This is a genomic window from Selenomonas sputigena (genome assembly GCF_026015965.1).
Lineage (GTDB): Bacteria > Bacillota > Negativicutes > Selenomonadales > Selenomonadaceae > Selenomonas.
In genome coordinates this window covers 2,588,420-2,613,980 of the sequence record NZ_CP110383.1, presented here as the reverse complement: position 1 = coordinate 2,613,980, position 25,561 = coordinate 2,588,420, and the positions used below count along the sequence as shown (strand labels likewise).

Here is a 25,561-nt window from a genome sequence, read left to right as displayed (position 1 = left end):
CCCTTTCAGGGTTCGCTTCTTGGACGGCTCAGCATTACCAACGACGCGGGACGTAGTTGAAGACCCAATCCATCGTCACAGGCTCATCCCAGAAGCGGCCCTTGACGCCCGTCTCATCATCGACGTGCAGACCGTAGTTCTGGCGATACGGGCTTTCGATGGAGAAGTGCATGTCGTAGGTGCCGGCACCCAGGAGCTTGACGTTTGCGCCGTAGTGCGGGCCATCGTCTGCGTTCATCGGCATGAAGACGCCCTCGACGCTCTGGCCCGTCTCACGCTTCGTGAACTTGTAGTGAACCGTCAGATACGGAATCCACTCGCCGACGCCGAAGCCCGTGTCGTTGCCTTCCGTCGCATGGATATCCGTCTCAATGTGCATGTCCGCCTTGTCCGGCGAAAGCATCATGCCTGCAGGCAGCATCTCAATCGGCTGGAAATAGACGAGCGCTACCTTGAAGTGGTTCGCCTCGTTCTCGATCTCGTCGCCGATCGGGTACTCCGTGAAGCCCGCCGCCGACGCAGAGCCGCCGAGCGTGAAGAGCGATGCCGCTACCGCGCAGACCGCCAGAGCCGACTTGAGTTTCTTGAGCTTGAACATTTTCATAAAACACACTCCTCCGAAAAATGATGTAATGAAATTCCTCTTGGACGCCCTTACATAATACGCCCTATATAGATGCAGCAATCCGCTACACCTGCAAACGGAGCACTTTGCTCCGCCATTGCCAATAACTCTTGAAGAGGCGATCACGCCGCTTTCGGCTTGCGTCTCTTCGCGTAGATGACCATTCCCACGCCAAGAAGCAGCACGAGAAGCTGTGCGCCGAGCGTCTCCGCCGTTGGGAAGATGCCCAGAAGATCGACCGTAGGCCAGCCTTCGAAGCGCGTGATGCCGATGACGCCGCCCTCCTGCAGTTCCTCGATGCCACCGCCGACGAAGGTGACGGCCAACAGGAACATCAGGATGCTCGTAAAGAGGAAGAACGGACGCAGGGGAATCTTCAAGATGCCATGCTGCATGCCGTAGAAGATCAAGGCCAGCGTCACGCAGCCCGCGCCGAAGCCCGCCCAAATCATCGTGACGTCGGCAGCCGCGTTGTTGAAGAGCGCTTGATAGAAGAGGATGACCTCTGCGCCCTCGCGGTAGACGGCGAGGAATGCCGCCATGCCCAATGCCCTAGCCGTGCCATGCGTGATGGATTCCTTGACGAGTCCGTCGATGTACTGCTTCCAGTTGTCCTTGTTCGCCTTGCCGCCGAGCCATGCGCTAGTCAAAAGCAGGACGACGACAGCAAAGAGCGCGGTCGCACCTTCGAGCACTTCGCGGCTCATGCCGCCCGTCGTGTTGTTCAATAACGTGTTGAACAGATACGCCGAGATGAAACTCGCGACGACCGCCGCAATCGAGAAGTTGTAGACGGTGCCGAGATGCTTCTCATCCTGCGCGCGCTTCAGATAGGCGATGATCGCGACGAGCACGAGGATCGCTTCCAAGCCCTCGCGAAGGAGGATCAGATAAGCGGGCAGAAACGCCGCCCAGCCCGAACTGCCGTGCGCATTTTCGAGCGCCTTGACGTTGTCGTTGACCATCGACTTGAGCTTTTCGGCTTCCTGTTTGACCGTGTCTACACTCTCGCCGTTTTTCATGCTCTTCTTGACTTTGTAGAACTGATACTCAGTCAGGCTCGTCTCCTTGGCGGAGACAGAACTGCGCATGACGCTCTCCAAACCCTCTTTTTCATAAATGCCGTAGTAAGATGTATTGACGAGGTCGCGTGCACCCTCGTAGTCGCCCGTCTCGTAGACAGAAACGGCCTGGTCGACCATCTGAGCAATACGATCAGCGACCTCCTGCCACTTCGGTGCTGCATCTGCGCGCGGCACGGCGAGAAGCACGAGTGCCATGCAAAGGAATAAGATTTTTTTCAAGACTCTCACCTTCTTTTTGGAAGTTCCGATATGATTTTTATGTGCCGCCCCCTTACGTCGACGGCGCTTGTCCCCTCGCATGAAGCTCTCGGAGGAACATCTCCTTGTTCACGCGAATGCGCTTGTTCTCATCATCCTCGTAGGCATGACTGCCCGAACCGTCGAACGGGAAGCGCAGGAGGCGCATCGTCTTCATCGGCTGTCCATTCGTATCGAGCGCCGGCTCGAATTTGAAGTTGCGAATGGCATTCAAGACGAGCTGATCGACGACGCGGCGTCCCGAAGTCTGCGTAAAGCGATAGCCCGTGATATGCCCCTGCGCGTCGATGCTTACGAGGATGCCGACCGTGCCGCGAAAGTCCGTGCCGCGCGTGTCGGGCGTATTGCCCGCCGTAATGAGCACGCCAACCGCCTGTGAGGGCGGTGCAGGTGGCAGAGCCTTGCCGTCCTCACCGTTCTTCTTCGCCGCTTCCTCCTGCTTCTGCAACTCTGCCACCGCCTCGTCCAACTCAGCGGCTTCCGTCGGCGACGTCTCCGTCGGAATGACATCCTCGGGCGGCGTCTCCACAGGCGGCGTCTCAGGCTTCGGCGGTTCGGGCGGTTCCGGCTTCGGCGGATCGGGCTTTTTCTCTTCCATTTCGCCCGAAGAGCCTTCCTCGGGAAGGTCTACGACCTCCATCTCCTGCACCGCCAAGGGATCGCCCTCGAAGTCGAGCAACGGCAGCGCGAGAGCCAGTCCCAGCCAGACGAAGAAGTGCAGGAAGATCGCCGCGACGACCGTCGTGCGCCAGTAGCTCTTGAACCGCATCTCACTGCCTCCCCGCTGTCTCCGTCGCGATGGAGACGTGCTTCGCGCCCGAACGCTTGAGGAGGTCCAAGACGCGCACGACGGCTTCGTAGTCGGCCTTCTTGTCGCCGCGCAGCACGAATACCGTATCGGGGTCGCTTGCCAAGGAAGCCTTCATCTTGTCCGCAAGGTCTTCATTCGGCAGTTCGTCCTTGTCATAGAGCACATCGCCCTTATCCGTCACCGTGATCGGCACGATGTTCGGGCGCGTCTCCATCTTGCCCGCAGCCGCCTGCGGCAGAGCGACCTGCACCGTGTTCGTCTGCACCATGTAGATCGTGCTGATCATGAAGAACACGAGCAAAAAGAGCATGATGTCGATCATCGGGATGATCATGACGAGCGGTTCTTTCGTAATACGAAAATCACGCCGCATGGCCATCCTCCCCCGTCTTCTTCAGCGCGTTCCGCACAGCGGCGGCCGCCTTGTCGAGCATGGCGAGCATCTCGTCAAGCTTCTGCACGAAGTACGTATGCACGATCAGCGAAAAAATCGCCACGCAAAGCCCCGTCGCCGTCGCGATCAGCGCCTCGCCGATGCCGCCCGTGATGGCAAGCGGCTCGCCCGCACGCACGCTGAAGATGCTGAACGACTCAATCATACCCGAAATCGTACCGAGAAGCCCCAGGAGCGGCGCCATCGTCACGATCATCGACAAGTAGTTGAGCCTTTCCCTCAGGCGCATCGCCATATCGGCGTACGCCGTGTCGAGCGCGAGCGTCAAGTCATCGCCCGCCGCCGCCGCACGCACGCCGATTTCGGCGATGTACGCGGGCGCCGTGTTCTCCGTCTGGCAAAGTTCCGCTGCCTGCTTCAAATCGTGCTCCTTCAGGAAGCTCGGCAGTTTCGCGACGAAATCGCTCGCGCCCCTGCCCGCCTGACGGTAGAAACGGAAACGCTCAATGGCGATGACCGCAACAACGATCGAACACACCAAGAGGACGTACATGACAGGGCCGCCCTTTTGAAATAATTCCCAAGTATTCTCCACAAGAACATCTCCTTCAAGGATTTTCTATCTAAATACCGCTGATAGCGGTTATTCCTATCACGTCTGTGAGTATAGCACATACCTCGTTAAAGTTCAATATGAAAATGAAATTTGTTCATATTTGAAAAAAGATTCACTTTTTAGCGAGCGATTGCCTTGCAGCAGGTACATACCATCCGCAAGGAATGCGGCATCAACATCTGAATGCGCTGCAAAAGCAAAAACACCGCAAGCATTGCTTGCGGTGTTTTTACTGCGCCTAAGCGCGTATAGTTTCACGAATCGAAGCCACTCTTACTCGGCTGGAATGATGAACGAAAGCGAGCTGAAGATCTTCTCCGTCACGATCGGATCGTCCGTCGGGAAGCCGACTTCGACGCCGATGACGTTGAGGCCGTTGTTCGCCACATGCACGGTGATGTAGCCGTTCGCATCCGCGTTCGTTTCCGTCGTGAGGTCGCCGAGCACGTCAGCGATGACGGGCGCATTCGCATACGGCTGACCGTCCTTGTAGATGCGCAGGCGCAGCGCATCGCCACGGCGAAGCGTCAGAGGATTGACTGCGGGAACGATCTGGATCGGCACATTGTAGAGCCCGCCCGGCTTCACAGCCGCGTTCCAGTAATGCACATTGTACTTGCGCGCGTACGTCACTGCCTTGAGATTTTCAACGCTCGCGTAATCGCGCGTCGGAATGACCTGTCCGTCCGTCGTCTTGGCGAAGTAGCCATAGTCGAAGAACGTCGCCGTCACGCCGAGGTCGTCGCCCGGCACGATCGTCACATGGTTGCCCGCGTCGACGCGCTCGACCGTCGTCGGCTCGAAGTTCACATCGTAGGCGTCGATGCGCTGCACGCACGCGGGATCGTAAGCGTTGTCCAACGGACCCTCGCCGAGCACGAGCGCCTTCTGATCGAGGCGGTTCGCAAAGAACACGCCGTGCGCATCCGTCGGTGCCGCATACATGCCAAGACCTACAAATGCGCCAAGCGCCGCTGCCAAAAGCTTCTTCTTCATTCTTTATCCTCCCATCGAGAACAATTCACTCTGCGGAACACATTTGTCCCATACCTTTACATTATAGTACAAATGATATGAATTTGCAAGAAAGCGCCGCACAAAAAGTCGCTGTTACCTTTTCGCACAAAACAACCGCAGCCGTTCCTCTTCCTCTTTCTGCAGCTCCTTCGCGAAAGCGACGAACCCTTGCAAATCTTCCGTGTTGAGATAGTTCATATAGCGCTTCCTTTCTTCGACGGGGATGACGATCGGAGCTTCCTTTTCCTGCAGACAACTGTAGACGATGAGCGCACGCCCCACGCGGCCGTTGCCGTCGGAAAATGGGTGGATGCGCTCGAAGCGGATGTGCTGACGGCAGATGGCAGCGATCTTGTCCTCGGCGGACTTCGCCGCCGCCAGCTGCGCCGCGAGGTCGAGCAGCCAGTTCTGCAGATCCGTCGGCACGAGATAGGGCGGCGTCGGGACGAAATCCGCTCCGACGACGAGATTCGGAATCTCTTTGAAGCGCCCGGCGACGCTCTCGATCGCGTCCTTGCAAAGCACGGCATGGACTTCCTTAATGAAGTCGAGCGAAAGGGCGCGTTCCTTTGCCAAGCTCTGCTGCAGAAAGTCCATGAAGCGCTTGTAGTTCAAGACCTCGTGCATCTCCCGAAGATCCATGGCACGCGGAATGTAGCCATCGAGCAGCAGGCTCTTCGTATCGCCCTGCGACAAGGTGTTTCCCTCGATCGCCGTAGAATGATGCGCCATGCGCACCATCAAGTCGTCCCAATAATCCATGCTCAAAGCGGCAATATCGATCATGACCATCTCTCCTCTGCACGAATTTCTCTTCCATGGCATTATACCACAGCGCCGCCCCTTCATGAAGAAAAACGAGAAAAACCGCCGTACCTGCAAAAAAAGGCAGCCGCTCCCTGACGAACGGCTGCCTTGCTGCTGCTCTCAACGTGTACGACTTCTCCCAAGCCATGAGGCTTCCTTTCAGATCACATACTCCTCGCAAAGCGCACGATAGCGTTCCGCCCCCTTTTCCGTCAGCAGGTAGTAGCCGCCCGAGCGGCGCACGATGCCGGCTTCCTTCAACCTCTCGCTGACGCGCCGCATCTCCCTTTCGCTCCAGCGCAGATGCTCGGCGATGTCGCGCACAGCGTTTTCCTCGCTGTAAAGGTTCTCGGCGGTATGCGTGCCGAGGTGGATGATCAAAAGTTCCTCCTTGAGCCGCGCCTTGCGCCGCATGCGCTTCAAGCGCCGCGTGATGACGCCCTTCGGATAGACGAAGACGGCGACGACATAGAGGAGCATGTTGACGAGAGCGCACATGCCCGCCATCGAAGCGTTGAAGTGAAGCGCAAGGCCATAGCCGATGGCGCTGCCGAGGACGCCGAAGAACACAGCGAGAAAGAGCGCGTGATGCAGGCGCTTCGTGAAGAGAAGCGCCGCCGCCGCGGGCGCGATGAAGAACGAGATGACGAGGATCGAGCCGACGGCGTCGAATGCCGCGACCGTCGTCAAGGAGATCAAGGTCATGAGCGCGTAGAAGATCGCGCCCGTCGCCATGCCGATGAGACGCGCGTTCTCCTCGTCGAAGGTCGAGAGCTTGAGTTCCTTGTAAAAGAGCGTGATGAACGCCGCATTGACGAGGAAGATCGCGCCCATCTTGACGGCGGAGGACGCGACCTCATGCCCAAAAAGCGTCACCGTATCGAGTCCCGCATAGACGACCTCGCCCATCAGCACCATGTCGGTGTCGAGATGCACGTTGCCCGCATACTTGCTGATGAGGATGACGGCGAGGGAGAAGAGCACGGGAAAGACGATGCCGATCGCGTCGTCGCTCTTCGTCGTCTTCGTCTTTCCCAGAAGCTCGACGAGCAGCACGGTCACGACGCCCATGAGCGCCGCGCCGAAGAGCAGCCACGGCGACGAGAGGTCGCGCACGAGGAAGAACGCGAGGACGATGCCGAGGAGCACTGTGTGACTGATCGCATCCGCCATCATCGAGAGATTGCGCAGCAGCAGGAACACGCCGGGCAGGGCGCACGCCGCCGCCGTCAGGGCGAGCACGACAAAAGAATCGGTCATGCCTCTTCCCTCCTTCCGCGCTTTCTGAACGCACCCCGCTTGCCGAAGAACATGGACAAAAAGGCGATGGCAGAGGCCGCGAGGATGATGCTCGGCCCCGTCGACATTCCCTGCTCCAGCGTGCTCACATAGGTGCCTGCGAGAGCTGCGACGACGCCGAAGACGGCGCTCAGGAAGAGCACGTGTGCAAAATCATCCGACCACTGGCTCGCCGCGACGCACGGGATGATGAGGAACGAGCTGATGAGAATCGCGCCGACCGCCTTGATGCCGATACCGATGACGGCGATCGTCAAAAAGGGCAGCAGGACTTGCAGCAGGCGCACGGGAAGCCCCACGGCACGCGCATACTCGGCGTCGAAGACGAAGACCTTCAGCTCCTTGTAGAAGGCGAAGAGCAGCGCCGCGCAGAGCGCAGCGACGAAGGCGATGAGCTTCACATCGGCTTCGAGCATGTATGCCGCCTGCCCGAAAATGTACGTCTCAAGCCCCGCCTGCGACGCACCGCGATAAGCTTCGTTCCCCTGAATGAAGCTCTTCAAGACCATGCCGAGGCCGAAGAAGCCCGAGAGGAATACGGCGAGGTTGGCATTGAGTCCGACGCGCGTGTTCTCGTGCGCCGCCTGAATGGCGAAAAAGGTGACGGCGGCCGCCGCCATTGCGCCGACGAGCAGCACGGCGGGGCTTCGCGTCGAAAACGCCATGAAGGCGAGGACGACGCCCGGAAACGTCGCATGTCCGATGGCGTCGCCGATGAGGCTCTGCCCCTTGTAGACGCTCAGAGCGCCGACGGGCGCCGCGACAGCCGCGAGAAGCGCCGTGCCGAGGGCGATGATCTGGAAGGCGTAGTTCATCAGAATGTCCATCGTCAACGCTCCTTCGGACGGAAGGCGAGCGCGAGCGCCGCTTCCTTGTCCATATCCTTCAAGTAGCCGCTCGCCTTGATCGTACGGTTCAGAACGACGAGGTAGTCGAAGTACATGTCGAGCGTCGAAAGATCATGATGCACGGCGATCACCGTCTTCCTTGCCTTCTGCAGCGCGACGAACTTGTCCATGACGATGCGCTCCGTCGTCTCGTCCACGCCCGCGAGCGGCTCGTCCATGATGTAGAGGTCGCTTTCCTGCGCGAGTGCGCGCGCGATGAAGACGCGCTGTTTCTGGCCGCCCGAAAGCTCCGAAATCTGGCGCTCGGCGAGCTTTTCAAGCTGCATCTCGGCGAGCGCCGCCTTCGCCCTCTCGCGATCCTCCCTGCCCGGGCGGCGCATGAGCCCGATATGCACATAGCGTCCCATGAGCACGACGTCGAACACCGTCGTCGGGAAATCCCAGTTGACCGCGCCGCGCTGCGGCACATAGGCGATGCGCTCGCGCACCTCGTCAATCGTCTTACCCCAAAGGCGCACATAGCCCGCGACGGGCTTTTCAAGGCCAAGGACTCCCTTCAGGAGCGTTGATTTTCCTGCGCCGTTCGGCCCGACGATCGCACATCGCACGCCCGTCGGTACATCGAGATCGATGTCCCAGAGCACCGCGCTCTCGCGGTACGCCATCGTCACATCCTCCACATGAAGCAGCATCTTTTCTCCCATATTCCGCCTTCTTTCCCTAGAATCAGCCAACTCGACCGCATCGAACGGAAAAAGCAAAAAAGGGCGGTCGCCCGCCCTTCTTCCCTTTTTCCTTACTTCAGATGACTGACGATCAGATCGACGTCAAACCGATACATGTCGATGAACGTATCTCCCTTCTGCCCTGCGGGTGCGAGCGAATCGGAAAACAGTTCATTCCCCTCGCCGCCGACGATCTCGACATCGAAGCCCTTCGACCGCACGATTTCCTGCAGCTTCTTCATGCGTTCGGGATTCGTCGTGCTCTCGGCGAAGACCGCCTTGACCTTGTGCTCGACGATGAAGTCTGCGGTCTTTTCAATGTCGGCATTCGCCACCTCGGAATTCGTGCTCACGCCCTGCGGCGCGACGACCGTCATGCCGTAGCTTTTGGAGAAATAGTTGAAAGCGTCGTGCGGCGTGACGAGGTTGCGCTTGCCCTCGGGAATGGACGCAATTTTCTCCTTGACCTCGGCGTCGAGCGCATCGAGCTTGGCGAGGTATGCAGCCGAGTTCGCCCGAATCTCCTTCTCATGCTCGGGCACGAGCTTGGAGAGACTGTCTGCCGCCTTCTCCGTCGCCTTCTTGTAGAGCGCAATGCTGAACCAGAAGTGCGGGTCAACGACGCTCTCGCCGTCCTCTTCCATGCGCAGTACAGCATCCGCAGGGAAGTCCGCCGTCACCGCCGTGCCGCGCTTTTCAAGGATTTCGACCATCTTGCCCTCGAAATGCAGTCCGTGGTAAAGCACGAGATCGGCATCCTTGAGCTTTTTGAGATCCGCCGGCTGAGCGACGTAAAGATGCGGGTCTTCTCCCGCCGGAATGACGAGGTCAATATCGACGTAGTCGCCCGCCAATTCCTTCGTCATGTCGGCGAGAAACGACGTCGTGACCGTGACCTTCTTCTTGCCCGAGGGCGCATCCCCCGCCGCACCGCCGCAGCCCGCCGTCAGAAGCGCCGCCGCGAGGCACAGAGCCAACAGAAACAGCCCCTTGCCGTTCCCACGAAGCATCCTCTTCAAAAAATTCATATTGCACCTTCTTTCGAGATTTTCTTAGCATGTAGTATAGCACGTTCCTCGAAGGTTGTAAATGAGATAGACTATCATTATTTTATTTATATCTGAAGATTTTTGCGATAAGGTTCATCTATAAAACATCTCGTCAAAGATTCCTAAAAAAACAGCATGCGCTCCCATCGGAAACACATGCTGTTTGACTGCCTTGCGGCGTTTTGCCTTATGTGATTATGCGGTATGAAGGATGCGTCGCCTTATCCCTTCTGCACTTCTTCGCCGAGAAGCCGAAATGCCGTAGCGCATACAAGGGCCGATACTGCCAAAACAATGGTGCTCATAATGAATAACCTCCTGTTTTCATCCAAATAAATCAGGCAATACTTCAAATCAAATGTCCGAAGCACGAAATTTTCTCTCCATCCATATAAGCAGCTCTTTTCCTCTTCGCGTTCGGGGGAAGCCGCTTACATGTTTTATTATACACGCAAAATATATTTTGTCAAATACAATTTTATAAAATATCATTTTTTCATGTTTTATTTTTCTACATTTCATTTGCTTATATTTTATTTGTCTGTTAAAATATCGAAGAGACACTGAAACAAGAATCATTCTATGGAGATGTTGTCAATGGCAAAAAAGGAATTCGATCCGCTTCTGCTGGAAAATCAGTTTTGTTTCCCGCTCTACGCCACAGGCCGCAAGATTGTGGCCGCCTACAATCCCTTTCTGAAAAAGATCGGTCTGACCTATGCACAGTACGTCACGATGATGGTGCTCTGGGAAGAGCACACCGTCACCATGCACGATCTCGGCAAGCGCCTGTACCTCGACTCCGGCACCTTGACGCCCGTGCTCAAGAAGTTGGAAAGCATGGGGTATCTGAAGCGCCGCCGCAAGGCAGACGATGAGCGCGTGGTCGTCGTGGAGATCACGAAGGAAGGGGAAGCCCTGCGCGAAGAGGCGGAGAAGATTCCCTATGCGATGGGCTGCCTCGTCAATAAAAAAGGCACCCTGTTCACCCTCGAAGAGGCCGAGGCGCTGAAGGAGCAGCTCTATCGCATCCTTCGTGCATTGGAATGACACAGCGCAGTGCGGCTATTGACAATTCAAGAAAAAGGGGTAAGATAATGAATATACCCTATCCATTCAGAAAAATTTTCCATTATTATGTATAGCAAAGGAGAGATTCATCATGAGTGAAAATTGCAGCAGCGGCTGCAGCAGCTGTTCCTCGGCGGGCGGCTGCGGCGGCGCACAGCAGGAGCCGCAGAGCCTTCTTACACCGCCGAACGAGCACAGCAGTGTCAAGCGCGTCATCGCCGTCATGAGCGGCAAGGGCGGCGTCGGCAAGTCCCTCGTCACCTCGCTTCTCGCGACCGCCATGGCGCGGCGCGGCCATCGCGTCGGCGTGCTCGATGCCGACATCACGGGGCCTTCGATCCCGAAGGTCTTCGGCGTTAAGGGCGAAGTGGAGAAGGCATCCGCCGATGCCGCAGGCATCCGTCCCTTGAAGAGCGCGGGCGGCATCGACATCATGTCAATCAACCTGCTCTTGAAGGAAGAGTCCGACCCCGTCGTCTGGCGCGGCCCCATCGTTGCGGGCGTCGTGCAGCAGTTCTGGCAGGATGTCGTCTGGGAGAATGAGGACTATCTCTTCGTCGACATGCCGCCGGGAACGGGCGACGTTCCTCTGACCGTGCTGCAGTCCCTGCCCATCGACGGCATCATCGTCGTGACCTCGCCGCAGGAGCTCGTCTCCATGATCGTCGAAAAGGCGGTCAAGATGGCCGGACTGATGAACGCCCCCATCCTCGGCATCATCGAGAACATGGCGTACTTCAAGTGCCCCAACTGCTCGGCAGAGCACAAGATCTTCGGCGACAGCCACATCGAGGAGATCGCCCGCGACTACTACCTGCCGCTTCTCGCGCGCCTGCCGATCGAGCCGAAGCTCGCCGCGCTCTGCGACGCCGGCAAGATTGAGTCGTACGAAGGCGACTGGGTCGACGCTGCGGCGCTGCTCTTGGAAGAACTGCCCGAGCATGACGCAGCCGAGGTCGATGACTTCAGAGAATCGTAAACCGCTGCCCCGCAAGGGACGCAAACTATAGCGAAAAGCCGCTCAGTACCGCCATCTCAGCACAGAAGGCGTATCGAGCGGCTTTTTCTTCTCCCATTTTCCGCTATGCGATAAAACGAAAAAAATCCATGAAAAATCAGAAAGACTTCCTTAAAGGATTTCTTCTCTCCATGTCGAAGGCTAAGAAAGATTGATTTTCAACGTGATTCAATGGAGATGGTTTTTCATGAAAAACATGACCGTGGCAAACAAGATCCTGTTCTCTTTCAGCATCTTGCTCATTGCCTTCATCGCTTTCGGCGTCTTCGCCTACCATTCGGTCGGCGAACTCGACGATCTCAACACGGGGATCAACCAGCGCACGACCCTTGTTGCCACTTCGAACAGGGTCGCGCAGGCCATGCAGAAGACGCGCCTCTACGTCTTCTATCAGGTAGTATCGGTCGACCCGGCGAAGAAGCACGATTTCGCCCAAAAGGTTCAGGATTCGCGTCAAGAGGTGGAAGATGCGTTCAATGCTCTGCGCGAGGCAAAGAAAAACACGGATTTCGGCTCGCCCGACATCACGAAGCAGGCGCTCTCCGAACTCGATGCAGAGCAGGAGCTTTGGGAGAACTACAAGCGCCTGAGTCAAGCGGGCGACGCCATGAAGGATTCGAACAACCGTGAAGAGGCTGAAGCCGCCATCCTCTCGCCCGAGATCGTCGAGGCATTCGACACCGCTGTCGCCGGCATTAACCAGGACGCTCAGAACTGCATCAGGGACGCCGCGACGCAGAAGGAACTCAGCCAGGCGAAAGAAGCGCGGATCGCCGTCATCACCATAGTCGCCCTGCTCCTCGTCATCGCCCTAACGCTCGCCGTCCTCTACTGGCTGCGCCGCGAAATCAACAACGCCGTGCAAGGATTCCTGCAGGCCGTGCGCCGCGCCGCAGGCGGCGACCTCAGCGTTCATGCGCCCGTGGAGAATCAGGACGAATTCGGTGAGATGGCGACGGCGTTCAACGGCATGATTGACAACATGCGCTCGATGACAAAGAAGATTCAGGACACCGCCGCTTTCGTCTCCGACACATCCGAGCAGCTCACGGCGAACGCCAACCAGTCTGCTGAGGCTACGCAGAGCGTCGCTCAGTCCATCACGGAGGTCGCCGAGTCCGCTGCCGTTCAGATGGATTCTCTCGGCGAAACGAAGCATGAGATTGACGCCCTGTCCGACGGCATCAGCCAAGCCGTCAGCCGCATCGCCACGATCCGCAAGAACATCGAGGACACCGTCGAGCGCGCCAACGAGGGCAATGAACTCGTGAAATCGACCGTCGAGCAGATGAACACAATTTCTGAGACGGTCGACCAGTCGGCGCAGATCGTCGAAAAGCTCGGTCAGCGCTCGCAGGAAATCGGCGAGATCATCTCGACGATTTCGGGCATTGCCGAGCAGACGAATCTCCTCGCTTTGAATGCCGCCATCGAGGCGGCGCGCGCCGGCGAGAACGGCCGCGGCTTTGCCGTCGTCGCCGAGGAAGTCCGAAAGCTCGCCGAGGAATCCCAGCAGGCAGCACAGCAGATCGGCGACCTCATCAGTTCCATCCAGACCGAGACAGAGCAAGCAGTCAGCGCCATGAAGGACGGCCGCGAACAAGCTGAGAAGGGGCTGGAGAATGTCTCTTCGACAGGCCAGGGCTTCTCGCGCATCCTAGAGCTCATCCGCATCTGCAGCGACGACAGCGCACAGATCACCGACACAATGCAGATCCTCGACGGACGCATCCACACGATCGTGAACCTCAGCGAGAACGTGAACAACTCCGCGAAACGCGCGAGCGATGCCTCGCAGAATGTATCTGCCGCCACCGAAGAGCAGGCCGCGGGCATGGAAGAAATCGCCGCAAGCTCGCGCGGCCTTGCAGACTCCGCGAAGAACCTGAAGGAAGAATCCGTCAAGTTCAAGGTGTGACGCCGCATCTTTACACAGTAAACTACACGCACTTAACGAAAGTTACCCAAGAAGCCCGCCTTCGGCTCGGCTGATTGGACTTTCATAGTAAAACCCCGCAGGATTTACGCCTGCGGGGTTTTACTGTGCACGGACGCATAAAAACTCCGGCAGAAATCTCTTCCTGCCGGAGTTTCTCATTCTTCCTATGCGTCTTGTTCTCCCGACAGCACGATCTTACCGGGGCGCTGCGGCGCCCAGAGGCTGCCCATGAGGCTGAAACGCGCGGGAGCTTCGATCTCCATGTGCGTGTACGTCTTGCCCTCTTGGTAGTTCGAAGCGAATGCTTCCTTCATGCCGCAGAAGCGATGGCGTTCTTCACTGTACGGAAACGTGGGATCGGGAATGACGTAGTAATCGTCCGAACCGTCACCCTTCTCAACAGCCCAGAAGTCTCCTTCATCTCTCGTTTCAAATGTCGGCGGCGCATTCGGGTTCGTCTTCCGATCCTCAGGATTCGTGCAGGTGAACCTCTTGCTGGAAAACTCCGCCAAGAGGCTGGCAAAACGCGCTTTTTGCAGCGCCGGGTCTTCTATATCGTTCGCCTCGCTGTACGCTTCCATAAAGCGTACGATCGGCGGCGATTCCGGCTCCGACTCCGGCTCTGGCTCTGGCTCTGGTTCAGGCTCTGGCATCGGCTCAGGCGTTGGCATCGGCTCAGGCTCTGGCATCGGCTCAGGCTCCGGCATCGGCTCAGGCGTTGGCATCGGCTCAAAAGGAGAGTCGATGTCCTCGGGCGGCTCTGCCGCAAAATCGTCCTCGCCGCAAATGCGCCGCCGCAGTTCCCGAACTTCCTTTCTCAGCTTGATATAGCCAACGAGCCCGACGACGATCAGCGCCAGCAGCACGAAGATCATGAACGACTCAATCAAGAGCGTCACATGGTAAAATTCCTCGACGTCTTCAAGCAGCATGCCGACCGTGCCGCGCAGCTGCTCAAGCTCCTGCGGGTCGATGCGGGCGGCGAAAGCCTGCGTGCTCCATCCCCCAAAAGCACATGCGCCAAGCGCGAAGGCTCGCCACCCCGCACGCTTCATCCAACCCTTTTTCATTTCCAGCATTCCTCCCCTGCGCCAGGACGATTCGTAACTCTGCATAAAATCGTCCTCGTGCAACTTCCTCCATCACCTTCCGGCTTCGGGAAGCGCAGATACATTTGACGCTTCCTGAAAATACTTTGCCTCGAACTCCTCGACCGGCATGGGTTTCGCGAAGAAATATCCTTGGAACATATCGCAGCCGAGCGACCTCAGATGCTCAACCTGCTCCTTCGTTTCCACGCCTTCCGTGATGACGCGCATGCCGAGCCACTTTGCCATGGCGATGACGGCATTCAATATGACGGAACTGCGCTTCGGATTGCCCGTCTGACGCAGAAAACCCATATCGATTTTCAGAATGTCCGCCTCGATGTCCTTGAGCATGGAAAGCGAGGAGTAGCCGCTGCCGAAATCATCGATCTCGACCTCGAAGCCCACCTCCTGCAGACTGCTGATGAGCTTTCTGTACTTTTCGATGTCTCCCATCAAGGCCGTCTCCGTGATTTCCAGCTTCAGCTGTTTGGCGTCGATGCCATGCCGCTTCACAATATCCGTCATCGTCTGGAAAATGTCGAGATGAAGCATGTCGTTCACGGAAATGTTGACAGAGATCGTCATCCCTTCCTTTTCCGTTCCCTGCCAACGTTTCAGAATCGCCGCCGCCTCTTCCCAGACGTACTGGTCAAGGCGATGAATCTGCCCCGCATTCTCCAGGATACCGATGAACTGTCCGGGCACGAGGAACCCCTTCTCGGGATGATTCCAGCGCACAAGCGCCTCCGCACCGAGCAGATCCCCCTCTGTCGAAACCTGCGGCTGCAGGTAGACAGCGAGCTGGCGCTCGGCCAAACCTTCCTCGAAACTACCTAGGATCTCCTTTTCGCGCAATGTGCGCTCCATCAAGGCATCGTCATAGAACGCCACCTTGTTGCCATTCTCGTCGCGCACAAGAGCGAGCGCGAGATGCGCCCGATCACACATGACGGAAACGGGCATCTGCGCCTCCTGAATCTTATATATGCCGAGATGGATATTCAGCTTGAATGAATTGCTGTCGAACGCCTGCCCTAAATGTTCCAGGCCGTCGAGCAAATCCTTTTCCGTGAAGCGCGCCCTGTCCACATAAGCAGCAAAATGGTCGCCGTGCAGACGGGCTGCCGCGCCTGAATCCATGGCAAGGTCGGCGAAAAACTCCGCCAGGCTCTTTAGAATCTCGTTTCCCTTCTCCTCGCCGAGAAGCTCGTTGACCAGTTTGAAATCCTTGATGTTCGAACAGATGATGCAGCGTTCGCCCTTTATGCCGTAGTCAAGTTCCTCGCGCACGGCGCCGTAGAAGCCCTCGCGGTCATAAAGTCCCGTGAGCTTATCGCGCGACCATGCCGCATCGTCCTGTTCCTCCATCGTTCCATGCCGATCGCGGATCGTGTAATAATAGCCCTTGTAATGTCCGTCCGCATCAAAGAGTTTCGCCATCGTCACCCGATAGACGAAGCGCTCACCTTCGAGGAAGAATTCCTGCTCCCATGCAGCTGCACTCTCCCACGGAGAGTCCCAACTTTCATCTTTGAGCCATGTCATGAAGAAGCTCCGCAGAGCCTCAAGCTCGCCTGGCGGCACCTGGAAGGCGCGGTATGCCTCAAGGTTGGCATAAATGCAGGAATCCTCCACATTGAAGCACAGGACACCCGCATGAGCCGTATCTTTCGCACGCGAGAGAAGCTGCAGCACCTCGCGGTCGCGCATCGCGCGCGTATCCGCATTGCGTGGGTAGTTCGTCACCAGTTCCATCGCACAATGCAGGATGCTCTTGTCCGGCATCTCGATCTCAACCGGTGCAGAAAGGACGTGGTAGATCTTGTCGTCCGAAATCTCATCCTTTTCAAAGTTCGACTGCGACTCGGCGGCGCAGAAGCTCGTGCAGTGCCGGCAACGACGCGTCCTTCCCCAAGTGGTGAAGCAGCGACCCTCGCGCCGCACCGTGCCATCCGCTTCAAGATGAAGCACCTCACATGCTTTTGCATCCACAAAGCGAGCGAAATCATATATATGCGCAAGATTTTGCTCCAGCTGACGCGCTTCCTGCATACTGAATCTCGCCATGCATTTCCCTCCTAAAGGTACCACGGAGAGGATAGTCGCGCCATCCAAATTCCTTGGCGTAGTTCTCATGAAATCTCAATCAACCAAGTCTATTCTACCATGAAAATCCAAGAGGTCAAGCCCAAAGGGCGCAGAGCGATTGGCTTTCTCATGTACGTGTAGTTTACCATGTTCCAACGGGAAAAGATAGCTTTTCTTTTGGAAGAAAAAATCTTCTTTCATTTTTTCATGGGCCGGTATACGCCGCACCTGCGGCAGGCGACAGTTTCCGAAAGATCCGCCAGCCATTCGTCGATTTTCCTGCCTCGAACAATCAGCCCAGGTGTAATCTCCGCCAAGGGCAGGAGAACGAAAGCTCGTTCGTGAAGATACGGATGCGGCAGCCGAAGCTCCGGCGCTGCACTCTCGAATCCTTCAGCGAAGAGCAGGTCGATGTCGATCGTGCGCGGCCCCCAATGCTCCTTGCGCACGCGGCCGAGCGCACGCTCGATGCGCTGAGCGCGGCGCAGGAACACGAGGGGTGAAAGGCGCGTCTCCAAAGCGGCGCAGGCATTGAGAAACGGCGGCTGCTTCTCGTTTCCCCACGGCGGCGTCTCATAAAAAGAGGATACGCGTAGGAGCCGCGTATCCTCAAGATGAGCCAAAAGTCGCAAGGCTCGCCGCAAGGAAGCGCGGCGGTCGCCGAGATTCGCGCCGAGACCGAGATAGATGCGATACATTCTCTCTGCTCGCCCTGCAATATCGTGCGCCAATCCCCGCTCCGCAAGATGCACGCGCCTAGCCCCTTCGCCGGCTCTCGCCCCTTCGCCGTTCATGCGCGGTTCCTCTCGATGCGCACACAGACATCGCGGAATGCGCCTGCAAGCGGTGCCTGGGGCTTATGCACGGCGATTTCGACGCGCGCAAGCGCCGCATACTTCTTGAGGAGCTGCGCCGCGATTTCCTCCGCCAGTGCCTCGATGAGATTCTTCGCTTCTCCCTCGACAACGGTGCGCACGTCCTCGAACACCTCAGCATAATTGACGCTCCTGCAGAGATCGTCCGTGCGCCCCGCTTCGGCGAGGTCGAGGCAAAGCACGGCGTCAACGATGAATTTCTGTCCTTTTTGCCGCTCTTCGGCAAAGCAGCCATGATAGCCGAAGAACTCCATGCCTGAAAGCTCAATTCTGTCCATGCTTCCCGCCCTCCAAGATGACGTCCGCCATGCGGCACATGCGCACGATCTCCTTGACGTCATGCACGCGCACGATGGATGCGCCAGAGGCGACGCCCAAAACCGTCGCCGCGCCCGTCGCTTCGAGCCGCTCCTCTACGGGGAGATCGAGCGCATAGCCGATGAAGCTTTTGCGGCTCGCGCCCAACAGCAGCGGATACGCTTCTCCGTCGAGCTTCATCAGCTCATGCAGACGATGCAGTACCTCGATGTTCGTCTCGGGCGTCTTGCCGAAGCCGATGCCCGGATCGAAGATCAGGTTCTCTTTCGCCACGCCCGCTTCCTCGGCAATGGCGCAGCTCTCGCGGAAGAAATCCTGCATAGCTTCAATGACGTCCGGTCTGTACACCGTACCCGTCTGATTGTGCATGACGACGACGGGCGCGTGGTATTCGGCTGCGACGCGAGCCATCGCGCCGCGTTCCTCCGCCGCGTACTGTAGGCCCCATATGTCGTTGAGGATGTCCGCACCAAGCCGCAAGGCAGCGCGTGCCGTCTCCGCCTTGAACGTGTCGATGGAGATCGGCACGGGAATCTTCGGTACTATATGCTCCAAGAAGGGCGCGAGCCGCTCGATCTCCTCTGCCGCCGACACGGGCACGAAGCCCGGGCGCGACGACTCCGCGCCGACGTCGATGATCGCCGCGCCGTCCTCGACCATCGAAAGCGCATGGTCGAGCGCCTTATCGAGCGTGTTCCACTTGCCGCCGTCTGAGAAAGAGTCGGGCGTCACGTTCAATATGCCCATGACGAGCGTCCCTTCGCCGACCGTCAGCTCCTTGCCCGATGGCAGTCGGTAATGCCTCTTCGCCTTCATCTGCCTCATCCCTCCTTCGCTCCGCGCATCAGAAGATCCCACGCCTCCTTGCCAAGAGCCGCATCGGCGGTGATCGTGCCGCCCGTTTCCGAAGTCAGCGTGCGCGTTCCGGGCGCAAGCTCGCCGCGCATCATCATGCACAGCTGCCGCGCCTCGACAATGACGAGCACGCCCTCTGCCGAAAGCCCGTCGAGCACGGCGTCCGCGATCTCGCGCGTAAACCGCTCCTGCAGCTGCGGCCTCCTCGCGAGAAGATTCACAACATGGACGAACCTGCCGAAGCCCGCGACCTTGCCGTCCTTCGGCAAATACGCGATATGCACCTCGCCGAAGAACGGCACGAGATGATGCTCGCACAGCGAATAAAACGGGATGTGCTGCACTGCCGTCAGACCACTCGCCTTCGTCTCGAAAAGCTCGCCCCAACCCGAAGACACATCTTTGCCGCAGCCCGAAAAGAGCAGTTCAAACATCTCCGTCACGCGCTCCGGCGTCTTCTCCATGCCGCACGCCGCGAGATCGAGTCCCATCGCTTCAAGGAACCGGCGCATCGCCGCGCTCGCCTTTTCGTTCATCGTACCTTCCGCCTCTCGCAGATATGATAAAAAGGGCGCGAAAGCGCGCCCTCCTTCAAGTCATTCCATGGTGCGCTCGGCGGGAGTCGAACCCACGCTTTCAGCTCCGGAGGCTAACGTCCTATCCACTGGACTACGAGCGCATCAATAGAAACAATATATCACTTTTCCTGTAGGAATGTCAATTTTTATTTGCAGCAAACGGTTGCATCCGCTGCCGATTTCCCTTCAATCATCTGTGCGGCGAATGTCCGCGCCAAGCCCCACCAGTTTCTCCACGAGTTTGTCGTAGCCGCGATCGATGTGGTGGATGTAGCCGACCTGCGTCTCTCCTTCGGAGACGAGACCCGCGAGCACCATGGCAGCGCCGGCACGCAGATCGGTCGCCTTGACCTGGCAGCCCGTCAGATGATCGACGCCCTCAACGATGGACGTGCGCCCGTCAATCTTGATGGACGCCCCCATGCGCTTCAATTCATCGACGTGCATGAAACGGTTCTCGAATACCGTTTCCGTCACGAGTCCCGCACCGTCTGCGATGGCGAGAAGCGCCATGAACTGCGCCTGCATGTCTGTCGGAAAGCCCGGATACGGCATCGTCTTGATGTCGACCGCCTTCGGCCTGCAGTCGCAGGTCACGCGAATGCCCTCAACAGCCTCCTCGATCGTGACGCCCGCCTCCTTGAGTTTGGCGATGACGGGCTTTAGATGCTCGGAAATGGCGTTTTCGATATAGACGTCGCCCTGCGTCATGGCGGCGGCGACCATGTAGGTGCCCGCCTCGATGCGGTCAGGGATGATCGTATAGTTGTGCCCCGTGAGCTTCTTGACGCCCTCGATCTTGATGACATTCGTACCCGCGCCGCGCACCTTCGCGCCCATGACGTTCAGGAAGTTCGCGAGATCGACGATTTCCGGCTCCTGCGCAGGGTTTTCGAGCACGGTCTGCCCCTCGGCCATCGAAGCTGCCATGAGGATGTTTTCCGTCGCGCCGACACTCGGGAAGTCGAGATAGATGCGCGCGCCCTTGAGTCCCGCGTCAGCGCGCGCCTCGATGTAGCCATGCCCGATCTCGATCTTTGCGCCCAAGGCCTCGAAGCCCTTGAGATGCAGGTCGATGGGGCGCGTGCCGATGGCGCAGCCGCCCGGCAGCGAGATCTTCGCGTGACCGAGGCGTGCGAGCAGCGGCCCCATGATGAGGAAAGAAGCGCGCATCTTGCGCACAAGCTCGTAGGGCGCTTCCGTCCGCTTGATCTCGCAGCTGTCCACGGTCAGCGCATTCGCCGCCTTGTCGAATGTAGCATGTACGCCGAGCGCCCGCAACACTTCCGTGATCGTATGCACATCGTCGAGCGAAGGAACCTCCTCTAAGCGGCTCGGAGCATCCTGCCCCAGAAGCGTCGCGGCGATGATGGGCAGCACCGCGTTCTTCGCACCGCTGATTTTCACGCGTCCCGCAAGCCGACAGCCGCCCTTTATAATCAACTTCTCCATGAAAGTCCCATTTCCTCCCCCACACACTGCAAGTTCCATCGAGCTAATGTGGCTGATATAGCAATTTATAGTTTACCATGAAAGTCCAAGAAGTCAAGCCGTAGGCGCAGACTGATTGGCTCTTTCATGTAAGGCGTGTGGACATATGTACAGCGTGCCCCCTTGATGAAGCTGTCGCGGGAAACGGACGAAAAGTAGCTCATGCTGCTTCGCGCGGCGGCTGAACATATGTTCAAAAAGTTTACCATGAAACCCCAAGAAGTCAAGCCCGGAGGGCGCAGACTGAAAAAACGCCCGCACATGCACTTTTGCACATGCGGGCGTTTTTCGATGCTGCCTGTAGCAGCAGTCACTCTCTCAAGGAAGCGCTGAATTTATCTGCGCTTCCTTATATACCGAGAATCGCATCGAGCTTCGCCTTGTCGAAGCTCACGACGAAGTCCTTGCCGTTGACCGTCGTCACCGGCACGATGAGATCGCCCGAAATGGCCTTGCACTCCTTGCGCGCCGCCTCGTCCTCTTCGATGTTGTGCTCCTCGTAGGCGATGTTCTTCGACTTCAGATACTTTTTGACCTTGTCGCACCAAGGGCACTGCGTGATGGAATAGACCTTTACCATGATGTTTTCCCTCCTGTGATGTACTTCTCGGCGAGAAGCGCCGCCGTCGTGCCGTCGGATGCGGCAGTCGTCAGCTGATGGATCTCCTTCTCACGGATGTCGCCGGCGACGAAGACGCCGGGGATATTCGTGCGGCAGTCCTCGCCCGCGACGATATGCCCCTTCTCGTTGATCTCGACCTGTCCCTCAAAGAGCGCCGTGTTCGGCTGCACGCCGATGTTGACAAATACGGCGTCGACAGCAAGTTCCCGTGCCTCGCCCGCCTTCTTGTCGAAAATCTCGATAGATTCGAGCTTTCCCTCACCTCGCAGGGCACGGATCTCCGTTTCGAGCAAGATCTCCGCCTTGGGATTTTCTCGGAGACGCTTCTGCGAAACTTCGTCGGCGCGAAGCTTGGAGCGATGCACGAGGTAGAGCTTCTTCGCGTAACGCGAGAGGAAGTTAGCCGCATCGAGCGCCGCATTGCCGCCGCCCATGACGGCAATGATTTTATCTTGATACATGTGTCCGTCGCAAAGCTGGCAGTAGTGGACGCCGCGCCCCGCGTACTTCGCTTCCGCAGCGAGCGGCAGCTTCCTGCGGCTCATGCCCGAGGCGATGATGACGACGGGCGTCTCGTAAACAGCGCTCTCCGTCTCGACGCGCTTGACCGCGCCTTCGAGCGTAACCTTCTCAATCGCATCGAACTCGTCGACGACGGCGCCGAACTTCTCCGCCTGCTGCTGCACTGTCTGAATGAGGTCGCTGCCCGAGACGCTCAGAAAGCCCGGATAATTCTCAATGCCCGTGGCGTTCGCAATCTGCCCGCCGACGACGGCATTCTCCAGGACGAGTGTCGAAAAATTCATGCGTCCCGCGTAGAGCGCCGCCGTCAGCCCTGCCATGCCCGCACCGATGATGACGACGTCCTTCTGTATCGTTTCCTTTGCCATGGAATCCCTCCTCTATTTTGATGGGCGATATTATTCTTTTCTCCATGAAAGGGCTAAATCCTGCCGTTTTCGTCAAAACGGCTTGACACACTGTTCCTTCCATGATACGATGATAACACAGTTACCGACATATGTCGATAACAAATTCGTAAAATGTTTTAAAGGAGGCGAGGACTGTGCCAAGACCGACGCGGGGGCGAAGGATCTGCGTGCGTCCCGCCTACGAGCGCTTCACGCCTGCGGGCTTTCCCGGCGGCGAGGCCGTCACCCTGCTCGTCGAAGAGTACGAGTGCATACGCAGCATCGACCACGACGGGCTAAAGCAGGAGGAATGCGCCAAACGCATGGCGATCTCGCGCACGACGGTCGCCGAAATCTATGCCGCAGCGCGCAAAAAAATCGCCGAGAGCCTCGTGCACGGCAGACCGCTCGTCATCGAAGGCGGCTTCTACCAGCTCTGCGACATGTCCGCACCGTGCGGCAAATGCTGCCCGCGTGCCGAGGCGCGTCAAGACTATCGCTTTTCGCCCCCGAGAAAGAAAGGAGAAGGAACGATGAGAATCGCAGTCCCCTATGAAAACGAAAACGGCACGGTGTTCCAGCACTTCGGCCACTCGCAGGCATTCAAATTCTACGACGTCAAGGAGGACGCCGTAGAGAAATCGGAGGTCGTCAGCACGCAAGGCAGCGGTCACGGCGCACTCGCCGGCTTCTTGAAGGAAAACGAAGTCGATGCGCTCATCTGCGGCGGCATCGGCGCGGGCGCGATCGAAGCGCTTGGCTCAGCCGGCATCCGCGTCTATGCCGGCGTCAAGGGCGCGGCGGACGAGGCTGTCGCACAGCATCTCGCCGGCACGCTTGACTACACGACGGAAGCAAACTGTTCGCATCACGGCGAGGGACATGAGCACGCCGAAAGCGGTCATCGCTGCTCCCATGCGCACGGCACGGGCGAAGGTCAGCACCGCCACGGCGAAGGTAACGGAAAAGGCCACTGTGGTCAGCACCACGGCGAAGAGCATGGTGAAGGGCATGCGCATCATCATGGCGAAGGCAACGGTCACTGCGGTCAGCACCACGGCGAAGGCCAAGCGCACGCACACCGCCACGGACAGGATGCCACCATAGGTGAAGGCCGCTGTCCGCATCGCGGCAAAGGCGGCGGCCACGGCCACGGTCGCGGCGGCCACGGAGCAGGCCACGGCCCACATCAGCAGTAACCGCAGATACGGTTTGCCTTTCTCCATCCGCTGAATCTTTATCCGTGCTTCTTCGGCACTCCCCTGCAAAATTGAACGTTCATCTTGTCGGCTTCGCCGCACATCTCCTAGAATCCCTGCCGCAGAGTTTCAAGCTCCGCGGCGATTTTTTTCGCCTTCTCGACAGCGAGGCGATTCTCATGTTCCACAGTTTCAAAGGAAGGAATCAGATATTCCGTCGTTCCTTCGATGTGCGGAGGCTTGCAGACATAAATCTTCGCCGTAAGCGGATTCATGCTGCCGCTCCATAGCCCCATATAATCCGCAGCCGTATCGTATGCGAGGATGCAGGGCGCATCCTTCAAGAGATCGCGCAGATAGTCGTTGTATGTGTATATGCTGCTCATCGGACTGCTCTCGCCATTTGTGTCAGCGGCTGAAGCCGCGGCTTTCCCCATCCTCGCGAGCCTGACGCTCCTGCGCTTTCTTCAATGCTGGAAGCAGCATCTGATTCAGGCGCATGGCGAGGGATTTCTTCATGTAGGTTTTGGAAATGTCGGTCATTCCCTCCGTCGCATCAATCAGCACGTCGATGCGCGGTACCGCGAGCTTGATTCTTGGGACAATCTCCAAAATCGACCGATGCAGGTCAGCCGGAGGCGCTTTCAAGATTTCATGGTAGAAGATTCGCTTTCCTTGATGACGATAGACAGAACACAAGCTATACTCTGTATTTTTGAAGCTTATATCATCTTCCAAGAGTTCCTCTTTTTCCCTGTCAGACACTAGCGGAGAAAGCGCTGAACCGCAATCATATACAGGCGCGGGAGATATTTTGCCATCAGACGATGCCATCACGCCCCAATTATCCAAATGACGATCCGTATTGCCAATAGCAGCATCCACTACAAACATTTCCCAGAAAAACTTTTTCAAGAACATCTTGTTCTTTATCGTCACATCGGTATCGATGATATACATAACATCGTCAATCGTAGTCTTGCTCCGTTTCTGGCTGTCCGTCTCATGTAAAAAGAACTTGCTGAATTCAATGAGAATACCTTCGCTGCTCGGAGAAAAGACCTCGCACGCCACAACAAGCTTCTCTTTTTCGCTGTTCGGCGGCGTAGCACGTCTCAAGAAAGTGTTTTGTGCCGGAATCCCCAGCATCTGAAATATATGGCAGCCGATATATTCAGAGAAATGATTGTTGATGTATGGCAGCGATGTTTGTTTCGGTGCTCGATTGGGATCGGGAAACTTCACCATAATAGAGCTTGTCGTTGTACTGCATCGTCCACTTGCTCTCCGAACCGCCGAAACGATTCGGCAGCCACTTCACATGCGTCAGATCAACCATCAATCAACCCTCCGAAATATGTCAGCATTTCCTCCCGGGTGCCTGATGAAATATCGCCTTCCTTCATGGCATATTTTGTTTCGGAATGAAGCCTCTGCATAGCAAGAACCATCTGGAGATGATTCTTTTCTTCATAAGCTCGATAAAATTCTTCCATATAGTCGCGAAGAAGATCTTCGTAATCTTGCGGGTTGTACTTATAGACTGCTTCCATGATGAATCCCTCGTTTCTTCGAACTGTCCTAGTGATTCGTATGCCATTCTATATAGAATATCAAGCATGCGGAATCAAATCGTCATAATAGAAAAACATCTCATCACGGTCTTTGGGAGACAGCATTCCTTCAGCGCCTGTTTCGTGTCATTGTACATACGCCGCCGTGCGTGTTCCATAAGGAATACGTCTCCCGCCTGCATCGCTTCGGCGAAAAGCGTCATGCTTTCTTCCAGATAGTCGACATAATCCTTTGGATTGTATTTGATTCGCTGCTCCATGATGCCTCTCCTTTTTTCGCGAGTTCTGGGTGTGCCAAGAGTTTTGTTTAAATCATTTTTCAGGACTCAATGCGCAAAATGTTCTGTCGCGCATCCTTGACCAAGCACGCCTCACAGGAGGCTTACCAAAGCCCGTA

At 57.3% G+C, this 25,561-nt stretch carries 29 protein-coding genes, 1 tRNA gene and 1 pseudogene; 4 read left to right on the top strand and 27 right to left on the bottom strand.

The genetic code is table 11. The annotated features are described in order from the left end of the window. Nucleotides 1–34: 34 nt before the first annotated feature. The 12 genes from OL236_RS12440 to OL236_RS12385 all read right to left on the bottom strand — a co-directional run bounded on the left by OL236_RS12440 (nucleotide 35) and on the right by OL236_RS12385 (nucleotide 9,513). Entirely contained in the window at nucleotides 35–604 is a 570-nt protein-coding gene (locus OL236_RS12440; RefSeq protein ID WP_264917582.1) for an iron transporter, read from the bottom strand. Between the two features lie 143 nt (nucleotides 605–747). After that, the gene (locus OL236_RS12435) at nucleotides 748–1,929 is read right to left on the bottom strand and encodes an FTR1 family iron permease (RefSeq protein WP_265070860.1); all 1,182 of its coding nucleotides are present in this window, start codon (nucleotides 1,927–1,929) and stop codon (nucleotides 748–750) included. A gap of 52 nt (nucleotides 1,930–1,981) precedes the next feature. Further along, entirely contained in the window at nucleotides 1,982–2,737 is a 756-nt protein-coding gene (locus OL236_RS12430; RefSeq protein WP_265070859.1) for an energy transducer TonB, read from the bottom strand. Nucleotide 2,738: 1 nt separating this feature from the next. After that, the gene (locus tag OL236_RS12425; protein ID WP_009646938.1) at nucleotides 2,739–3,152 is read right to left on the bottom strand and encodes an ExbD/TolR family protein; all 414 of its coding nucleotides are present in this window, start codon (nucleotides 3,150–3,152) and stop codon (nucleotides 2,739–2,741) included. Continuing rightward, nucleotides 3,142–3,768, bottom strand: coding sequence for a MotA/TolQ/ExbB proton channel family protein (locus tag OL236_RS12420; protein ID WP_265070858.1), 627 nt, complete (start codon nucleotides 3,766–3,768; stop codon nucleotides 3,142–3,144). The genes OL236_RS12425 and OL236_RS12420 overlap by 11 nt, the downstream gene beginning before the upstream one ends. Before the next feature lie 93 nt (nucleotides 3,769–3,861). Continuing rightward, complete coding sequence (locus tag OL236_RS12415) at nucleotides 3,862–4,047, bottom strand: hypothetical protein (RefSeq protein ID WP_156810582.1); 186 nt, start codon at nucleotides 4,045–4,047, stop codon at nucleotides 3,862–3,864. A gap of 15 nt (nucleotides 4,048–4,062) precedes the next feature. Beyond that, a complete protein-coding gene (locus OL236_RS12410; RefSeq protein ID WP_265070857.1) occupies nucleotides 4,063–4,785 on the bottom strand; it encodes a DUF4198 domain-containing protein in 723 nt (240 codons plus the stop codon). Nucleotides 4,786–4,899: 114 nt separating this feature from the next. Continuing rightward, the gene (locus OL236_RS12405; protein WP_265070856.1) at nucleotides 4,900–5,592 is read right to left on the bottom strand and encodes a Fic family protein; all 693 of its coding nucleotides are present in this window, start codon (nucleotides 5,590–5,592) and stop codon (nucleotides 4,900–4,902) included. Nucleotides 5,593–5,772: 180 nt separating this feature from the next. Then, nucleotides 5,773–6,873, bottom strand: a complete 1,101-nt coding sequence (locus OL236_RS12400; protein ID WP_265070855.1) for a metal ABC transporter permease — start codon at nucleotides 6,871–6,873, stop codon at nucleotides 5,773–5,775. Next, complete coding sequence (locus OL236_RS12395) at nucleotides 6,870–7,739, bottom strand: metal ABC transporter permease (protein ID WP_006193844.1); 870 nt, start codon at nucleotides 7,737–7,739, stop codon at nucleotides 6,870–6,872. The genes OL236_RS12400 and OL236_RS12395 overlap by 4 nt, the downstream gene beginning before the upstream one ends. A 2-nt stretch (nucleotides 7,740–7,741) precedes the next feature. Beyond that, nucleotides 7,742–8,464, bottom strand: a complete 723-nt coding sequence (locus OL236_RS12390; RefSeq protein WP_265070854.1) for a metal ABC transporter ATP-binding protein — start codon at nucleotides 8,462–8,464, stop codon at nucleotides 7,742–7,744. Nucleotides 8,465–8,556: 92 nt separating this feature from the next. Next, the gene (locus OL236_RS12385) at nucleotides 8,557–9,513 is read right to left on the bottom strand and encodes a metal ABC transporter solute-binding protein, Zn/Mn family (RefSeq protein WP_265070853.1); all 957 of its coding nucleotides are present in this window, start codon (nucleotides 9,511–9,513) and stop codon (nucleotides 8,557–8,559) included. Between the two features lie 618 nt (nucleotides 9,514–10,131). Here OL236_RS12385 and OL236_RS12380 point away from each other — a divergent pair. From OL236_RS12380 to OL236_RS12370, 3 genes are all read left to right on the top strand, one after another. Continuing rightward, the gene (locus OL236_RS12380; RefSeq protein ID WP_009647003.1) at nucleotides 10,132–10,584 is read left to right on the top strand and encodes a MarR family winged helix-turn-helix transcriptional regulator; all 453 of its coding nucleotides are present in this window, start codon (nucleotides 10,132–10,134) and stop codon (nucleotides 10,582–10,584) included. 112 nt (nucleotides 10,585–10,696) lie between these two features. Beyond that, on the top strand, nucleotides 10,697–11,584 hold the full coding sequence (locus tag OL236_RS12375; RefSeq protein WP_265070852.1) for an Mrp/NBP35 family ATP-binding protein: 888 nt from the start codon (nucleotides 10,697–10,699) through the stop codon (nucleotides 11,582–11,584). 226 nt (nucleotides 11,585–11,810) lie between these two features. Next, the gene (locus OL236_RS12370) at nucleotides 11,811–13,541 is read left to right on the top strand and encodes a methyl-accepting chemotaxis protein (protein WP_265070851.1); all 1,731 of its coding nucleotides are present in this window, start codon (nucleotides 11,811–11,813) and stop codon (nucleotides 13,539–13,541) included. Nucleotides 13,542–13,726: 185 nt separating this feature from the next. On the opposite strand, the gene OL236_RS12365 is transcribed toward OL236_RS12370, so the two are convergent. The 11 genes from OL236_RS12365 to OL236_RS12315 all read right to left on the bottom strand — a co-directional run bounded on the left by OL236_RS12365 (nucleotide 13,727) and on the right by OL236_RS12315 (nucleotide 22,370). Then, the gene (locus OL236_RS12365; protein ID WP_265070850.1) at nucleotides 13,727–14,632 is read right to left on the bottom strand and encodes a LapA family protein; all 906 of its coding nucleotides are present in this window, start codon (nucleotides 14,630–14,632) and stop codon (nucleotides 13,727–13,729) included. Nucleotides 14,633–14,704: 72 nt separating this feature from the next. Beyond that, the gene (locus OL236_RS12360) at nucleotides 14,705–16,720 is read right to left on the bottom strand and encodes a putative bifunctional diguanylate cyclase/phosphodiesterase (RefSeq protein WP_265070849.1); all 2,016 of its coding nucleotides are present in this window, start codon (nucleotides 16,718–16,720) and stop codon (nucleotides 14,705–14,707) included. A 75-nt stretch (nucleotides 16,721–16,795) separates the two neighbouring features. Next, nucleotides 16,796–16,942 (bottom strand): hypothetical protein, encoded by a 147-nt coding sequence (locus tag OL236_RS12355; RefSeq protein WP_265070848.1) that lies wholly within the window; start codon nucleotides 16,940–16,942, stop codon nucleotides 16,796–16,798. Further along, entirely contained in the window at nucleotides 16,939–17,535 is a 597-nt protein-coding gene (folK, locus tag OL236_RS12350; RefSeq protein WP_265070847.1) for a 2-amino-4-hydroxy-6-hydroxymethyldihydropteridine diphosphokinase, read from the bottom strand. Before folK ends, OL236_RS12355 begins: the two co-directional genes overlap by 4 nt. Next, complete coding sequence (gene folB, locus OL236_RS12345) at nucleotides 17,532–17,894, bottom strand: dihydroneopterin aldolase (RefSeq protein ID WP_265070846.1); 363 nt, start codon at nucleotides 17,892–17,894, stop codon at nucleotides 17,532–17,534. Before folB ends, folK begins: the two co-directional genes overlap by 4 nt. Continuing rightward, a complete protein-coding gene (folP, locus tag OL236_RS12340) occupies nucleotides 17,881–18,750 on the bottom strand; it encodes a dihydropteroate synthase (protein WP_265070845.1) in 870 nt (289 codons plus the stop codon). The genes folB and folP overlap by 14 nt, the downstream gene beginning before the upstream one ends. Before the next feature lie 5 nt (nucleotides 18,751–18,755). Further along, nucleotides 18,756–19,325, bottom strand: a complete 570-nt coding sequence (gene folE, locus OL236_RS12335) for a GTP cyclohydrolase I (RefSeq protein WP_265070844.1) — start codon at nucleotides 19,323–19,325, stop codon at nucleotides 18,756–18,758. Between the two features lie 68 nt (nucleotides 19,326–19,393). Next, nucleotides 19,394–19,468, bottom strand: a tRNA-Arg gene (locus OL236_RS12330). An 85-nt stretch (nucleotides 19,469–19,553) separates the two neighbouring features. Continuing rightward, nucleotides 19,554–20,819 (bottom strand): UDP-N-acetylglucosamine 1-carboxyvinyltransferase, encoded by a 1,266-nt coding sequence (gene murA, locus OL236_RS12325; RefSeq protein WP_265070843.1) that lies wholly within the window; start codon nucleotides 20,817–20,819, stop codon nucleotides 19,554–19,556. A gap of 388 nt (nucleotides 20,820–21,207) precedes the next feature. Further along, nucleotides 21,208–21,438: a glutaredoxin family protein gene (locus OL236_RS12320; protein ID WP_009646978.1), complete on the bottom strand. Its 231-nt coding sequence runs from the start codon at nucleotides 21,436–21,438 to the stop codon at nucleotides 21,208–21,210. Further along, a complete protein-coding gene (locus tag OL236_RS12315; RefSeq protein ID WP_265070842.1) occupies nucleotides 21,432–22,370 on the bottom strand; it encodes an NAD(P)/FAD-dependent oxidoreductase in 939 nt (312 codons plus the stop codon). Before OL236_RS12315 ends, OL236_RS12320 begins: the two co-directional genes overlap by 7 nt. Nucleotides 22,371–22,546: 176 nt before the next feature. On the opposite strand from OL236_RS12315, the gene OL236_RS12310 reads away from it, so the two are divergent. Further along, complete coding sequence (locus OL236_RS12310; RefSeq protein ID WP_265070841.1) at nucleotides 22,547–23,590, top strand: DUF134 domain-containing protein; 1,044 nt, start codon at nucleotides 22,547–22,549, stop codon at nucleotides 23,588–23,590. A gap of 107 nt (nucleotides 23,591–23,697) precedes the next feature. Here the strand turns inward: OL236_RS12310 and OL236_RS12305 are convergent, their stop codons facing one another. The 4 genes and pseudogenes from OL236_RS12305 to OL236_RS12290 form a co-directional block, all read right to left on the bottom strand. Next, nucleotides 23,698–23,976: a hypothetical protein gene (locus tag OL236_RS12305; RefSeq protein ID WP_009646937.1), complete on the bottom strand. Its 279-nt coding sequence runs from the start codon at nucleotides 23,974–23,976 to the stop codon at nucleotides 23,698–23,700. A 22-nt stretch (nucleotides 23,977–23,998) separates the two neighbouring features. Continuing rightward, nucleotides 23,999–24,929 (bottom strand): annotated as a pseudogene (locus OL236_RS12300) (HipA domain-containing protein). Then, on the bottom strand, nucleotides 24,922–25,143 hold the full coding sequence (locus tag OL236_RS12295) for a hypothetical protein (RefSeq protein ID WP_265070840.1): 222 nt from the start codon (nucleotides 25,141–25,143) through the stop codon (nucleotides 24,922–24,924). Before OL236_RS12295 ends, OL236_RS12300 begins: the two are co-directional and overlap by 8 nt. A gap of 74 nt (nucleotides 25,144–25,217) precedes the next feature. After that, nucleotides 25,218–25,424, bottom strand: a complete 207-nt coding sequence (locus tag OL236_RS12290; protein ID WP_265070839.1) for a glycosyl transferase — start codon at nucleotides 25,422–25,424, stop codon at nucleotides 25,218–25,220. Nucleotides 25,425–25,561 lie beyond the last annotated feature (137 nt).